Raw genomic sequence first — 13,621 nt, forward strand, 5'->3', positions numbered from 1 at the left:
GGGTCGCGCATGCTGGTGCGCATCGCCGGATTAGGTCCCGGAGACCCCAAGCTGTTAACGATCGGAAGCTTGGAGGCGCTTCGCGAAATCGGGCGCGCCGTCGCCGTGCTCGCACCTCCCGACTTGAGCGCGTACTTGCGCGACAACGGCATCGACGTCGTTCGCGGTCTCGTCGACGATCCGGCACTCTTCGTGCGCGGCAGCTCCGAAGAGATCGAGCGTTTCGCCGATCGCGTCGCGCAGCTCCAAGACGGACGCGACCTGGGTTTAGGCGTGCTCGGCAACCCGCTTTCCGATTTCGCCGGGTTGCCGCCCCTACTGCGTACGCTCGAACGCCGCTCGATACGGACCGAGATCGTACCCGGCATGCCCCGGGCGACGTTGTCGGCGTCGATCGCCATGCCGCTGGTACCGTTGCCGCCGCAATCCGCGCACCATTCGTGGGACGATCTCATCGAGATCATGGCGCGGCTGCGCATGGGGTGTCCCTGGGACCGCGAGCAAACGCACCGCACGCTCGTCCCGTATTTGATCGAGGAAACCTACGAGGTCGTCGAAGCGATCGAAGGCGACGACCTGGACGCACTGTGCGAGGAACTCGGCGATCTGCTCCTCCAAATCGTGTTCCATTCGCAACTCGCGACCGAAACGGGAAAGTTCAGCGTGGCCGACGTCGTCGACGCGCTCTCGAACAAAATGGTGCGGCGTCATCCGCACGTCTTCGGCGACGCCGTCATCGAAGACGTCGACGCCCAGTGGAAAAACTGGGAGAAGCTCAAATCCCAAGAAAAAACCGGACAGAAGCGCAAGAGCCGTCTGGACGGGATTCCAAAAGAGCTCGGCGCGCTGCAACGCGGACAGCGCATGCAGGAAAAGGCTTCGCGCGTTGGATTCGACTGGCCGAACGTCTACGGCATCCTCGATAAGCTGCACGAAGAGATGACCGAACTCGCCGAGGTCCGCCGGGATAAACAGGACGACCGGCGCGTGCGCGAGGAGTTGGGAGACGTTTTCTTCACGCTGGTAAACCTCTCGCGCGCGCTCGGCATCGATGCCGAACAGGCGATGCGCGAGGCCAACGAAAAGTTCCACAAGCGCTTCTTCTTCATGGAAGAGCGCGCGGCCGCCGACGGTAAGACCCTTTCCGATCTTTCACTTGACGAACTCGAGGAACTGTGGCAACTAGCGAAGAGACTGGCAGCGTAGGAAATTCGCTCATTCGTCTGCGTATGAGCGCGCACGACGCGCACTACGGCGGCAACCTCGTCGACGGTGCCCGCATGCTTGCGTTGTTTGGCGACGTCGCCACCGAGCTGTTGATCCGCCTAGACGGGGACGAAGGGCTGTTCGTCGCGTACGACAAGGTCGAGTTTCTCGCACCGGTCTATGCCGGCGACTATATCGAGGCCGAGGGACGCATCGTAAAATTCGGAAACACGTCGCGGCGCATGGAGTTCGAGGCGCGCAAAGTCGTCGCCGCTCGCACCGACGTTAACGACAGCGCCGCCGACGTGCTCGACCCACCCACGGTGGTCTGCCGCGCTTCCGGAACGTGCGTCACGCCCAAGGACAAAAAGCGGCGCTGAGCGTGAACGCAAGAGACGCGCTCGCGCTCCTGCTCGCACTCTCGACCGGCGCTTGCGCCGGCCCCGATGCAGACGTCGCCGCGGGCAGCGGCGGTATGATACCGGCGAGGCCGCTCGCGATCGGCTCGCGCGGCAAGATTCGGCACGTCATCGTCGTCGTTCAAGAGAACCGCAGCTTCGACAACTTTTTCGCCACGTTTCCCGGCGCCGACGGCGCTCGAAGCGGAGCGACGCATAGCGGCGCGGTGTACCCGCTGAAAAAATCGACCCTCGTTCAAATCCCCGATTTGTGTCATTCGTACAAGTGCTACCGTTGGGACTACGACCAAAAGAAGATGGACGGATTCGACACGTCGGCGTATTTCGTCGGTGCTACGGGATTGGCGCCCTATCAGTACGTCGACCCGGCGCAGATTCGCCCGTACTGGACTTTGGCGCAACGCTACGTCCTTGCCGATCGCATGTTCCAAACGCAGGGCAGTGCCAGCTTCACCGCCCACCAGGATTTAATTGCCGGCGATACGCCGGTCGATCCGTACGCCGACGTCATCGACGTACCCGACGCCAGTGCCCCGTGGGGATGCGACGCGCCCGCCGGCACCACCACGCCGACGATCGGACGCTTCGGAGCGTATTCGTTCGGCGGTCCGTTCCCGTGCTTTACGTATCGGACGATCCGCGATCTCTTAGATGCGGCGCACGTAACGTGGAAGTATTACACGCCCTCACTCGAGCAAAGAAAAGAAGGCGGTTGGATTTGGAACGCCTTCGAGGCGATCGATGCGGTACGGCACGGGCCGGAGTGGCGCACGAACGTCTCGTCGCCGAACACGAACTTCTTCGCGGATATTACGGCCGCGGCGCTGCCGAACGTGTCCTGGGTGATCCCCGACGGAATCGACTCGGACCATCCGGGGCGGACCTCGGACACGGGACCGTCTTGGGTAGCTCAGATCGTCAACGCGGTTGGAAAGAGCAAGTACTGGGATTCGACCGCAATCGTCATCGTGTGGGACGATTGGGGTGGTCTCTACGACCACGTCCCGCCGCCGCAGCTCGGATACGGCGGCTTGGGTTTTCGCGTCCCAGGGATTATCGTCTCCGCCTATGCGAAGAAGGGCTACGTTTCGCACACCCAATACGAGTTCGCGAGCATTTTGAAGTTCGTCGAAGACAATTGGCGATTGGGTCGCCTCAATCGTAACGACCGGCGCGCCAACAGCATCGTCGACTCGTTCGACTTCGCGCAGCGGCCGCGCCCGTTCGCTCCGATAACGGCAAAATATACGCTGCAGTACTTTTTGCATCGACCGCCAAGCAATGTGCCCGTAGATGATGAATAGAAGCAACCGCGTCGCTCTCGCCGGCGTTCTTTTTGCGTCGATCGCGCTGGCCGCTTGTGCCGGTCGCGGTGGTTTGCCCGCGATTTCACGTTCCGCGCTGCGCTCGATCGACGCCTCCGCTTCGAACGGCCATCTGTACGTCGTAAACGGGGGCAGCGACAAGGTTACCGTGTACGCACCCGGAGGCAGCTCGGCGGTGCGCACCATCGGGAAAAACATTCGGTATCCGCAGGCGCTGGCGTTCGACGCGCGAGGGAATCTCTACGTCGCCAGCGCGAGCGGCCACGTGACCGTTTATGCGGCGGGGCAAAAGAAGCTGCTGCGAACCGTTAGCCAGGGCATGAAGCACCCGGTGGCCCTGGCTTTCGACGGCAGCGACAACCTGTACGTCGCAAATCTGAACGCGGGCGTTACCGTTTACAGAGCCGGCAGCACGTCGGCCTCGAGGACGCTGAAGCACTTGCGTCAGCCGAGCAGCCTCGCCTTCGACGCGTCGGGCAACCTCTACGTCGGCAGCAGCGACGCGGTTACGGTCTACGCTCCCGCGCGTACGTCGCCGTTGCGCACGATCAAACATGGCATCGTGCCCGAAGGGTTCAACTATCCGCGCGCCCTAGCGTTTGACGCCGCCGGAAATCTGTACGTCGCCAATGCAGATGCCGGCAGCGTAGTCGTGTACGCTCCCGGCGGCAGCGCTCCGGTAAGGACGATTCGCTCGGGCATCATCTATCCCGATGCTCTCGCACTCGATGGAGCGGGAAATCTCTACGTTGCCAACGCTTTAGGCTTCGTCACCGTCTACGCACCGGGCAGTACGGCCGTGATGCGAACGATCGCGCAGGGCGTCGTGTTTCCCGTCGGGCTCGCGCTCGACGGCAGCGGAAACCTCTACGTCGCAAGCCTCGGCAGCGTCGTCACGGTCTATGGATTTGGCAGCACCACGGTCAGCCGCGTGATCGCTAGCGGCGTCAGTTATCCGCAAGCCGTTGCGATCGGCCCTTAACGCCGCATAAAGCGGTAAACGTTACCGGCGCTGTCCGCCTCGTAAACGCCGCTTGGGACGATGGCCGGCGAGGCACCGAAATCCGCGGGCGCCGCGTACTTCCATAGCTCTCTCCCCGTTCGCAGGTCGAGTGCTACGAGGTTTTGATCGAGCCCGGCGAAGGCGAGGCCGGGAACGATCGCCACATATCCGACCAAACGGCTCTGCATGCTGCGAGACCACAGAACGGTTCCGCTTTGATTCATCGCTACGACGCGGGCGACGTGACCAACGAAAGCCTCCTTCGGATATCCGCGTGGTTCAATCGCGCATATGACCCGATCCGGCAGCATCGCGGCGTCTTCCGACGATGCAAACGTTCCGGCGCCGACGACGATCGTCGATCCGTCCGTGGAAGGCGTGGCGAAGCCTCCGACGCCGCCGTAGCTGTTGTTGAGCGTGCTCGTCCACGCTTCTCGCCCCGTCGATGCGAGCAGCGAATAGAACGTGCCGTTCTTGTTGATGAAGGACGCGTGGTGGGCGGATACGAGTACGCCGCCTCCGGTGTCGGAATCTTCGAGGGATTGCTTCACCGCAACGAACGTCCACGCGACTTTTCCGTCGAGTTTCAGTGCGACGGCACCGTCGGCCGTCGTAACGGGGCTCTGACACGTATTGCCGGTTCCGAAAATCAAATGCGTTCCGTCGTAAGCGAGCGCGCCCCAAACCCCGCCTCCTCCGTATGGAGTGACTTTGGGGTTAACGTGCCAGTCCCAGCGGACCGCACCGGTCGCTTCATCGAACGCCGTCACCCCGCCGTTAAGGCATCCCGGGGCATCCCCTCCCGCCGATCCCGTGTACACGGTGCCGCCAACAGCGATGGCAGCGGCGTGTGCGATGCCGTCTGTCCGGTGACGCCACAGCATTCTTCCGGTGAGCATGTCGATTGCAAAGAAAAATGAAGGAGCAGCCAATCCAAGCGGACTGCTGAGCTCGTTCCCGACGAACAGCTTTCCATTTGCGGGATCGATGACCGGCGTTTGCACCGCTTTGCCGCCGAGAACCGTTTTCCACAGCAGCTTGCCGTCTTGTGCCCGAAAATCGTAAACGGTCGCCCCGAGCTTCGCAAGGCCAAGCGTGACGATGACGACGTTACCATCCCATACGAGCGGGCTCGCGATGACCGCGTCTTTGACGGAACTTTTCCACTTGAGGCGCAGGGACTTGACGTTTGCGGCGGTGATGCCGGCGCTCGACTGAAAACCCGAGCGCTTATCGTCGTGAGCAAACGTCGTCCAGTCGTCCGCAGCGTATGCATTTTCCGCAACGTTTGGTTCCAAGCCGAAAGCGTTCTGCGCGACGGGCGACCCCGCGGCGCAGCCGGATAAGAGCAAAGCAAGTAAGCAAGCGCGGTAACGCACCGTCAAGCCCTCGCGAAGTTAGAGCGCAATTTTGTAAATCGTCCCGCTGTCATGGCTCCCGCCGATAAATGTGGTGCCGTACAGTGCTCCTTTGAGCTCGACGAGCTGGCCTTGAGCGACGGCGCCGTCGGAAACTCCCCCGAACTCATGTAAGACGTCGTACGTGCCGTTCTCGTCGATTGCAAAAAGCGTTCCGCACCCCAACGATCGTTGGGAACAATGAACGCTGCCGCCCACGGTCGTGGTTCCGTACAAAACACCGTCGACGTTGGTCAGATTCTCGTACGGGTTGCCGCCTTCCGAGCCGTTGCCGAATCGTTGACGGATCTTTTCGGTGCCGGTCGTCGTGATGCTGAACACGGTCCCGCAGCCGCGGCCGCCCGTGCACGCCGTTCCCGCACCGGAAAACGTAACGCCGTAAAGCGAGCCGTCTACCGCGATCAAGCCGGCACGCGGACTCGCGCCGTCGTTACCGCCTCTGAACGCGTAGAGCACCTTCTCCGCGCCGGTTGGGCTCACCGCGTAAACGGTACCCTCCCACTTCGAACCTCCCGCTACCGTCGTGCCGTAGAACGCGCCGTTGAGATACGTAAGATTTCCGATTGGCACGTCGCCGTCGCCCGCAGCACCGCCGCCTTTGAAATGGTACACCGTTCGAAACACACCCGACGGGCTCACTTTGAAGACGGTGCCGCAACCGTTTAACACCTTACACGTACCGCCGCCGCCGAACGTTGAAGTACCGTAGAGCCAGCCGTTGAGCTCGACGAGATTGGTTTGGGGAGTCGAGCCATCGGTCGTTCCATGAAATCTGTAGAGGATCCGCTCGTTCCCCGACGCGTCGACGGAAAATACCGTACCGCAGCCGCTGCCGTAGCCGTAGTTTCCATAATGGCAATGTCCGCCGCCGCCGCTCGTCGTTACGCCGTAAAGCAGCCCGTTTACGGCAGTCAGACCTGCGTAGGGATTCGATCCGTCCTCGGTAGCTCTGAAGCTATAGATCACCTTTTCTCGACCGCGGGTCGTGATCTCGAAAACCGAGCCTTGACCGTAGGCTCCCCCGTTGTAGGTTGTCCCGTAGAGCTTGTCACCCATGACGACCAATCCCATCTCCGGGTTCACCCCATCGGGAACGCCTTTAAAGCCGTACAGAAGCTGGTACGTAGGCGCACGCGGGGGGATAAGCGGACGCGCAACGACGTTCGGAGTCGTGCCGGCGGTGCCGCCAAGCGGGCCGCACCCCGCAATGGTAAGGCAAAGAAGAACACGCATCAGGGTGGTCTTGGACATGCGGTATCGTTCTGCCGAAAGGCAACCATAGGCCTGCCGACCAACATCGCGACGTGCCGCGTGGCGTATTGCTGCTTTTCATCGCGATCGCAACAGCGTGCTCCCCATCGCCGGGGAGCATCTCTGCTTCGGGCGCTTTTCCGATCGGGCTTCCCGCTCGCGCGCCGTCCGCGCGTCCCGGAAAGATCGCGCATCTGGTGATCGTCGTCCAGGAAAACCGTAGCTTCGATAACTTCTTCGCGACGTTCCCGGGTGCGGACGGCACCACGAGCGGTCGAGTCCACAGCGGCGCAACCTATCCGCTCAAAAAGTCCGGTCTGATTCAGATACAGGACATATGCCATTCGTATCAGTGCTACCGTTGGGATTACGACCACAAGAAAATGGACGGTTTCGATCTTTCGGCAAATCTTGTGGGTGCTTCAGGACTCGCACCGTACCAATACGTCGATCCCGCGCAGATTGCGCCGTATTGGACCATTGCGCGGCGCTACGTTCTCGGCGACCGGATGTTCCAGACGCAAGGCAGCTCGAGTTTTACCGCGCATCAGGATTTAATTGCCGGCGATACCGCGTTTGCTCCCGACGAGCGCGCCATCGACCTGCCCAACGGCCTTCCATGGGGATGCGACGCGCCGGCCGGAACGCACACCGCGGCGATCAAGCGCTTCGGCCAATACATCCCCCTCGGCGGTCCGTTTCCGTGCTACAAGTATGCGACCTTGCGCGATCTCCTCGACGCCAAGGGACAGTCCTGGAAGTATTACACGCCCTCAAGCCATCCGCGTCAGCAAGGCGGACGTATCTGGGATGCGTTCGACGCGATCGACGCGGTGCGGCACGGGCCGGAGTGGGCCACCAACGTGTCCTGGCCGAACACGAATCTCTTCTCCGATCTGAGCGGCGGCCGGCTCGCGGCTGTCTCGTGGGTGATACCGCAAGGTGGAGATTCCGATCATCCCGGTTATAAGTCCGACACGGGTCCATCGTGGGTCGCCCAGGTCGTCAACGCGATCGGCAAGAGCAAGTATTGGAACTCGACGGCGATCGTCATCGTATGGGACGATTGGGGCGGCATGTACGACCACGTGCCGCCGCCGCAGCTCGGCTACGGCGGTTTAGGGTTTCGTGTCCCGATGCTCGTGGTTTCACCGTACGCCAAGCGAGGCTACGTTTCGCACACGCAGTACGAGTTTGCCAGCATTCTCAAGTTCGCCGAGGACAACTGGCATTTGGGCCGGCTCGGACATAACGACCGCCGCGCGACGAGCATCGCCGACTGCTTCGACTTCACGCAGGCGCCCCGCAAGTTCGCGCCGATCTCCGCAAAATATCGTCTCGAGTATTTCCTGAAGCGCCCGCCGTTTAGCGGCAAAGAAGCGATCGTCGACTCATACTAGGCGCTCGTGCGTCTTGCGCTTCCAGACGAACTCGTAGTAGCAAAACTGTAATAGCAAGCTCACGCAGTACGCGGCCGGATAACCGATCCAGACGCCGTCGAGTCCGACCTTCTGCATGAGGATCCACGCAACCGGAACTTCGACACCCCAAATGACCGCGATGCCGATGACGGTCGGCCATAAGACGTCGCCGCTGCCGCGCATGGTACCGCTGAGCACGGCGCTGTTGCCGAAGACGGCGTAGCTCCACAAGGTAATCATCAGCAGCTCGTGCGCGATCTGCAAGGTGTGCGAATCGGTGATGAACCACCCGAGAATCACCCATGCGAAAATGTAACAGAGCGCGATCAAGATGCCGCCGACGACGTAGTTGAGCCCCACCGCCGAGCGGATCACGCTGCCGAGCTTGTCCTCGCGCTTGGCTCCGATGCACTGCGCGCCGAAGATCGAAGCCGCGATGCCGATCGAGATGGCCGGAAACTGGACGTAGCCGACGATCTGGTTGACGGCGCCGTACGCCGCCGTTGCGCTCGAACCGAAATGGTTGACGAACGTGATGACCGCGATCTCGGCCAGCGAGACCATCATGACCTGAACGCCGGTGGGCACGCCGATCTTGAGCACCGACCACAGGATGCTCCAGTCGATGACGAAATCGGAAATCGTTTCGCGATCGATCTTCAACGGATTGTCCCGCCACCGCAAGTAGAAGATCATCCAGGTCAACGCCGCGACGTTGGCGATGAGACCGGCGACGGCGGCGCTGACCACGCCGAGCTTCGGCAGACCGAACCAGCCCACGATGAAGAGCGGCGTGATCGCAATCGCCAAAACGCTGGAAACGATCAGCGCGTAGAAGGGCGTCGTGGAGTCGCCGGTTCCCCGCAAAATCGTCGCGTAAACGAAATAGACGAAGAAGGCGGGCATGACCAAAAAGATGACCTTCGCATAGGCGTCGGCCATGCCGATGATGTCGGACGGCGTGCGCAACCACGCGAGCATCGCCGCCGATCCGAAGTATCCGACGACGGCGACGACGATGCCGAGATAGAGCGCCGCACCGAGTACCGTTCCCGCGATGCGCTTGACTTTATGGATGTCGCGCGCGCCGAAGGCCTGACCCACCAGGACCGTTCCGCCGCTGCTGACGCCGAAGACGAACGAGAATAGCAAAAAAACGACCGGAAAGACCGCCGACACCGCGCCGAGCGCCTGCGTGGAAATCAGCCGCCCGATCCAAATGCTGGCGAACGTCTGCGACGCGGACTGCAGCGCGTTGCTGAGCATCAAGGGGACGAGAAAGACGAGGAGGATCTGCCACATCGGCTTCCCCTCCTCGAAAACGTTGACGCCGTGCCGTCGCGCCTGCTGCGGCGTCTCCGCCGGCGGCGCAGTCTCGGCCTGACTCATGATTACTCCTGTGCGAGCAGCGTGTAAATCTCTTTGCGCGTTTTGTTCAACACGTCTTGAACCTTTTCGATCGTTTCCGGTTTCGACGACGGCCCGATTTGCGCGATCGCCTGCATCAACCGCTCCGCGGCTTCACGCAGCGCCGAGTTCGGCGTAGCCTTGGCCTCGCTCTCTTCGGAATCGTCCTCAAAAAGATGTTCGAAGAAGTTTCCCGCGCCGGCGGTGTGCTCTTCCAAATGACGCCGTCCTTTTTCGGTGATCTCGTAGATGCGGCGCTCGCCCTCGGCGCGACTGCGAACCAGTCCCTCTTCCTCGAGCGCATTGAGAATCGGATAGATCGAACCCGGACGCGGCGGCCGCCAACCCTTCTCGGCAAACAGCCGCATCAGGTCGTAGCCGTGCCGCTCGCTTTCAGCCAGAAACTTGAGAATGACGAACTTCAGAATGCCCCGGCGCAGCTTTCGGCCGGCTTTCCAGTGCCTGCCGACGTCGCCCATTCGGAACGCAAACCCGTGATGCATGAACCCACATCCTCCCGATATATCGATATGCTATTCGATATATCGGAATATGTCAATAAATACGACCGCCTACGCGGGCGGCAGGGGCGTTCGGGCGATTGCGCCCGGAGTAGTAAACCAGATGCCGCCGTCCGGACCGAAGGTCAAGCCGTCGGGCCCGTGGCTGCCCATGTTGAAGAGCGTAACGACGCCCGTGGTGGTCGCGCGGCCAAGATACACACCCCCGCGCTCGCTGTCGGACGCGGCGAACCATAAATTGCCGTCAGGGCCCGATGCGATCGCGGTTATCCAACTTTCTCCAGCACCGGTTAAGCCCGTGGGGTACCGCGTTATGGTTCCGCTCGAAGTGGCGTTGCCGACCTCGGGTTCGGATCCCGTCACAAACCACTCGTTACCGTCCGGGCCTTCCGTCACGGACGTGACCTCTTCGTCGCCGTAAAGAAAGTTAAACGCACCACTCGAGCTACCGAACTCCGCTACGCAACTTCCGCCGCCGGTCCACACCGTGTTGCCGGCACCAGAGGCAATACTGAATGGCCCCGATGGGTAACCCGTGTCGCATGCCGCGCGACCGATGAACGCGATCGTGCCAGTCGTGCTAACCGAGTAGGCCCCGCAGCCGTCCGTGGAATCGCACCCGGAAACGGCCAGCGCGCCTCCCTGCACGCTCGCGATACCCGCAGGCGCGAACCCGGGGTACGAAGATTTGAAGAGCGTAACCGCCCCGGACGTCGTAATCCGTCCGACGCCAAATTTTCCGGTGAACCACACGTTACCGTCCGCGCCGGCGGCAATGCCCTGAAGACCGCTTGCAACGGGAATGCCCTTCGTAAAAAGAGAGATCTTGCCGCTCGTCGTGATGCGTCCGATGGCGCCGCTCGAGATCGTAAACCAAAGATTCCTATCTGCACCAACGGTAATACCGATGGGGTCGTTGCCGCCGCCACTACTAACTGGGATTGAGTAAAGCTTCACATTGGGCGGCGTCGGCGACGGCGAGGGCGTCGGCTGCACCGTAACGCGAGCCCATGCCACGCTCTTTCCGATCGCGTTCGTTAATCCGAAGACACAGTAACCCGGTGCGACGCCCTTGACCGTAACGTGCAGCGTTGGGCCCGATCCTCGATGGGGGGACCACGTCGCAACGCCTTTGCACGGTTGTCGCGAACCAACGCTATGGAATTTGCCGTGGTAGTTCTTCTGCTTCGCCGTAAAGCTCGTCGACTTACCCATCTCGACGCCAAGCGACGACGGCGAGATCTTGATATCCGGCTTCACGACGATTGCGGGCGCTTGGGACGCGATCTGCGGAACCTGCGAGCTCGGACCCGAACAACCGGCGACCCAAGCGGCAGTCGCGAAAACGACGACGCCGCCGAAGGTCAACCCCGAACGGTAACGCATACCAGCAGTATATCGACCCTTCTAAGGATGCGCATTAAAGAGGGTCGAATGGCCCATCATCGTGCGCTTAGATAAGTTCATGAAGGTGTCGCGCCTGTCGAAGCGGCGCAGCGAAGCGCACGAAGCGCTCGAGCACGGACGCATCACCAAAGACGGCAAGACGCTCAAGCCCGGTTATCAGGTCAAAGCGGGCGACGTGCTGGAGATCCATTATGCGACGCGGTTCGTCACCGTGCGCGTGATCGACGTCCCGCTGCGCGTAACGCCTGCGGTCAAGCCCGCCGAACTTTACGAGGTGCTCGACACGCGTAAAGACGACCCGGCCGACTGGATCTAATGATTTCCGCCGACACGAAAGATGCGCTCGCGCGCGACGTTCCCGAAGCGGCACACTGCCGGCAAGCGCTGCTGGCGGGACTTGCGCTGTACGGCACCGCGGGACGGCGTCACGAGTTCGTGACGCATCGCAACGCCGTCGCACGGCTGTTCTGGTCGCTGCTGGACAAAGACCGAAAGTCGCATCCGATTGAAACGCGTGCCGTGACGCGTCTGCAGCGCCTTCCCACCTTTGCAATCGGCGTGCCCGAGCGGCTGCGCGGCGTTCCGTCGAAACCGCCGCACAAGTGCGACCGTTTGGTCGAGATTCGTGCGGCGTTTCTCGCCTGCGGATCGCTGACGGCCGGCGCGCACGGCTATCATCTGGAGTTCGTCGTTTCCAACGACGAGCTCGCGGCGCGGTTGATCTGGATGCTGCGCAGCGCCGGCACGTCGCCCAAGACGACGCAGCGCAAAGGGCGCACGGTCGTCTATTACAAGGATTTCGACGCGATCGTCGAGGTGCTCACGCTCGTCGGCGCGTTCTCGGCCGTTCTGCGTCTGGAAGACGTGCGTGCGCTGCGCGAAACGAAAAACCGCATTCACCGGCTGGTCAATACCGAAGCCGCCAACCTCGAGCGGACCGCCGCCGCCGCCGCCGCTCAGCGCAGCACGATCGCGTTCATCGAAAACGCCTACGGTTTAGCGCGCCTGTCGCCGGCGTTGCGCGAGATCGCCGAGCTGCGTCTGGGTTATCCCGACGAGTCGCTGGCGGAGCTGGGGTGCCGATGCAACCCACCGATTGCCAAGCCCACCGTCGGCAGCCGTCTGGGGGCGCTGACCCGCCTGGCCGCGCGGCTGCGCGGCGGGAAGGGGCCGGATAATCGGGCCCGGTAAAAGCCGGGGCTACTCTTTCCAGTACGGAGTTATACATGCGCATCGGGATCAACGGCTTCGGCCGCATTGGAAGAAATTTCACTAAGGCGCTGCTGGAGCACTATCCGCATGTCGACATCGCGGCCGTCAACGATCTGACCAGCGCGGCCGAGTGCGCCCACCTCTTCAAGTACGATAGCAACTACGGTATCTACGACGGCGCCGTTTCCGCCGACGGCGACACGATCGCACTGGGCAGCAAACGCGTCAAAGTGCTGGCCGAACGCGATCCCGGCAAGCTTCCCTGGAAAGATCTCGGCGTCGATCTCGTGATCGAGTCGACCGGGCTGTTCACCGACGCCGTCAAAGCGCGCGCGCACATCGACGGCGGCGGCGCGAAGAAAGTGATCATCTCGGCGCCGGCCAAAGGTGAGGATATCACGCTCGTTCTCGGCGTCAACGACAAGTCGTACGATCCGAGCAAGCACAACGTCATTTCGAACGCGTCGTGCACCACCAACTGTCTGGCGACCGCGGTCAAGCCGATCGTCGACAACTTAGGATGGGTCAAGGGTTTTATGACGACCATCCACTCGTACACCAACGACCAGAACATCCTCGATGCGCCGCACAAGGATATCCGCCGCGCGCGCAACGCCGCAACCAACATCGTACCGACGTCGACCGGCGCCGCCAAAGCGTTGTTTCTCACGATCCCCGAAGTCGAAGGAACGTTCGACGGCTTCGCGCTGCGCGTGCCGACGCCGACCGTCTCGATGATCTACCTCGTCGCACAGACGAAAAAAGCCACGACCAAGGACGAGCTCAACCGGATTCTGCGCAGCGCGGCCGACGGCGAGCTGCAGAAGTACGTGCAGTACACCGAGGAAGAGCTCGTATCGGCCGACTTCAAGCGCAATCCGCACAGCTCGATCATCGACTCCAAGCTCAACAACGCCAACGGCGATATGGTGCAGATCGCCGCCTGGTACGACAACGAGTGGGGATATTCGTGCCGGCTCGCGGATCTGACCGCGATGGTATTGGATAAAATCCCGGCCCGAGCGTAGCGC

The 13,621-nt window shown here is 61.7% G+C and carries 13 protein-coding genes; 8 read left to right on the forward strand and 5 right to left on the reverse strand.

What is annotated here, in order from left to right:
* The first annotated feature begins 9 nt into the window (after window positions 1–9).
* Genes mazG through VGG89_13310 form a run of 4 tightly spaced genes read left to right on the forward strand, consistent with a single transcriptional unit; the run spans window position 10 to window position 3,932 of the window.
* Window positions 10–1,206, forward strand: a complete 1,197-nt coding sequence (gene mazG / locus VGG89_13295) for a nucleoside triphosphate pyrophosphohydrolase (protein ID HEY1977524.1) — start codon at window positions 10–12, stop codon at window positions 1,204–1,206.
* 23 nt (window positions 1,207–1,229) lie between these two features.
* The gene (locus VGG89_13300) at window positions 1,230–1,586 is read left to right on the forward strand and encodes a hotdog domain-containing protein (protein HEY1977525.1); all 357 of its coding nucleotides are present in this window, start codon (window positions 1,230–1,232) and stop codon (window positions 1,584–1,586) included.
* Between the two features lie 2 nt (window positions 1,587–1,588).
* On the forward strand, window positions 1,589–2,929 hold the full coding sequence (locus tag VGG89_13305; GenBank protein HEY1977526.1) for an alkaline phosphatase family protein: 1,341 nt from the start codon (window positions 1,589–1,591) through the stop codon (window positions 2,927–2,929).
* Complete coding sequence (locus tag VGG89_13310) at window positions 2,919–3,932, forward strand: NHL repeat-containing protein (GenBank protein ID HEY1977527.1); 1,014 nt, start codon at window positions 2,919–2,921, stop codon at window positions 3,930–3,932. The genes VGG89_13305 and VGG89_13310 overlap by 11 nt, the downstream gene beginning before the upstream one ends.
* On the opposite strand, the gene VGG89_13315 is transcribed toward VGG89_13310, so the two are convergent.
* Both VGG89_13315 and VGG89_13320 read right to left on the reverse strand, forming a co-directional pair.
* Window positions 3,929–5,332 (reverse strand): PQQ-binding-like beta-propeller repeat protein, encoded by a 1,404-nt coding sequence (locus VGG89_13315; protein HEY1977528.1) that lies wholly within the window; start codon window positions 5,330–5,332, stop codon window positions 3,929–3,931. The two genes, VGG89_13310 and VGG89_13315, sit on opposite strands and share 4 nt — an antisense overlap.
* Window positions 5,333–5,350: 18 nt before the next feature.
* The gene (locus VGG89_13320; GenBank protein HEY1977529.1) at window positions 5,351–6,622 is read right to left on the reverse strand and encodes a choice-of-anchor tandem repeat GloVer-containing protein; all 1,272 of its coding nucleotides are present in this window, start codon (window positions 6,620–6,622) and stop codon (window positions 5,351–5,353) included.
* Window positions 6,623–6,675: 53 nt separating this feature from the next.
* Between VGG89_13320 and VGG89_13325 the strand changes: the two genes are divergently transcribed.
* A complete protein-coding gene (locus VGG89_13325; GenBank protein ID HEY1977530.1) occupies window positions 6,676–8,022 on the forward strand; it encodes an alkaline phosphatase family protein in 1,347 nt (448 codons plus the stop codon).
* On the opposite strand, the gene VGG89_13330 is transcribed toward VGG89_13325, so the two are convergent.
* The 3 genes from VGG89_13330 to VGG89_13340 form a co-directional block, all read right to left on the reverse strand.
* Window positions 8,014–9,432, reverse strand: a complete 1,419-nt coding sequence (locus VGG89_13330; protein ID HEY1977531.1) for an MATE family efflux transporter — start codon at window positions 9,430–9,432, stop codon at window positions 8,014–8,016. The genes VGG89_13325 and VGG89_13330 overlap by 9 nt on opposite strands.
* A gap of 2 nt (window positions 9,433–9,434) precedes the next feature.
* Window positions 9,435–9,953 (reverse strand): helix-turn-helix transcriptional regulator, encoded by a 519-nt coding sequence (locus VGG89_13335; protein HEY1977532.1) that lies wholly within the window; start codon window positions 9,951–9,953, stop codon window positions 9,435–9,437.
* Window positions 9,954–10,022: 69 nt separating this feature from the next.
* A complete protein-coding gene (locus tag VGG89_13340; protein HEY1977533.1) occupies window positions 10,023–11,357 on the reverse strand; it encodes a hypothetical protein in 1,335 nt (444 codons plus the stop codon).
* 61 nt (window positions 11,358–11,418) lie between these two features.
* Between VGG89_13340 and VGG89_13345 the strand changes: the two genes are divergently transcribed.
* From VGG89_13345 to gap, 3 genes are read left to right on the forward strand one after another with little or no spacing between them, the layout of a single operon-like run.
* Window positions 11,419–11,694, forward strand: a complete 276-nt coding sequence (locus VGG89_13345) for an RNA-binding S4 domain-containing protein (GenBank protein ID HEY1977534.1) — start codon at window positions 11,419–11,421, stop codon at window positions 11,692–11,694.
* Window positions 11,694–12,569, forward strand: coding sequence for a DNA-binding protein WhiA (whiA, locus tag VGG89_13350; GenBank protein ID HEY1977535.1), 876 nt, complete (start codon window positions 11,694–11,696; stop codon window positions 12,567–12,569). The genes VGG89_13345 and whiA overlap by 1 nt, the downstream gene beginning before the upstream one ends.
* 35 nt (window positions 12,570–12,604) lie before the next feature.
* Window positions 12,605–13,618, forward strand: a complete 1,014-nt coding sequence (gap, locus tag VGG89_13355; GenBank protein ID HEY1977536.1) for a type I glyceraldehyde-3-phosphate dehydrogenase — start codon at window positions 12,605–12,607, stop codon at window positions 13,616–13,618.
* Window positions 13,619–13,621 lie beyond the last annotated feature (3 nt).

The organism is Candidatus Baltobacteraceae bacterium (assembly GCA_036488875.1).
In the GTDB taxonomy this organism is placed as follows: Bacteria; Vulcanimicrobiota; Vulcanimicrobiia; order Vulcanimicrobiales; family Vulcanimicrobiaceae; genus JAFAHZ01.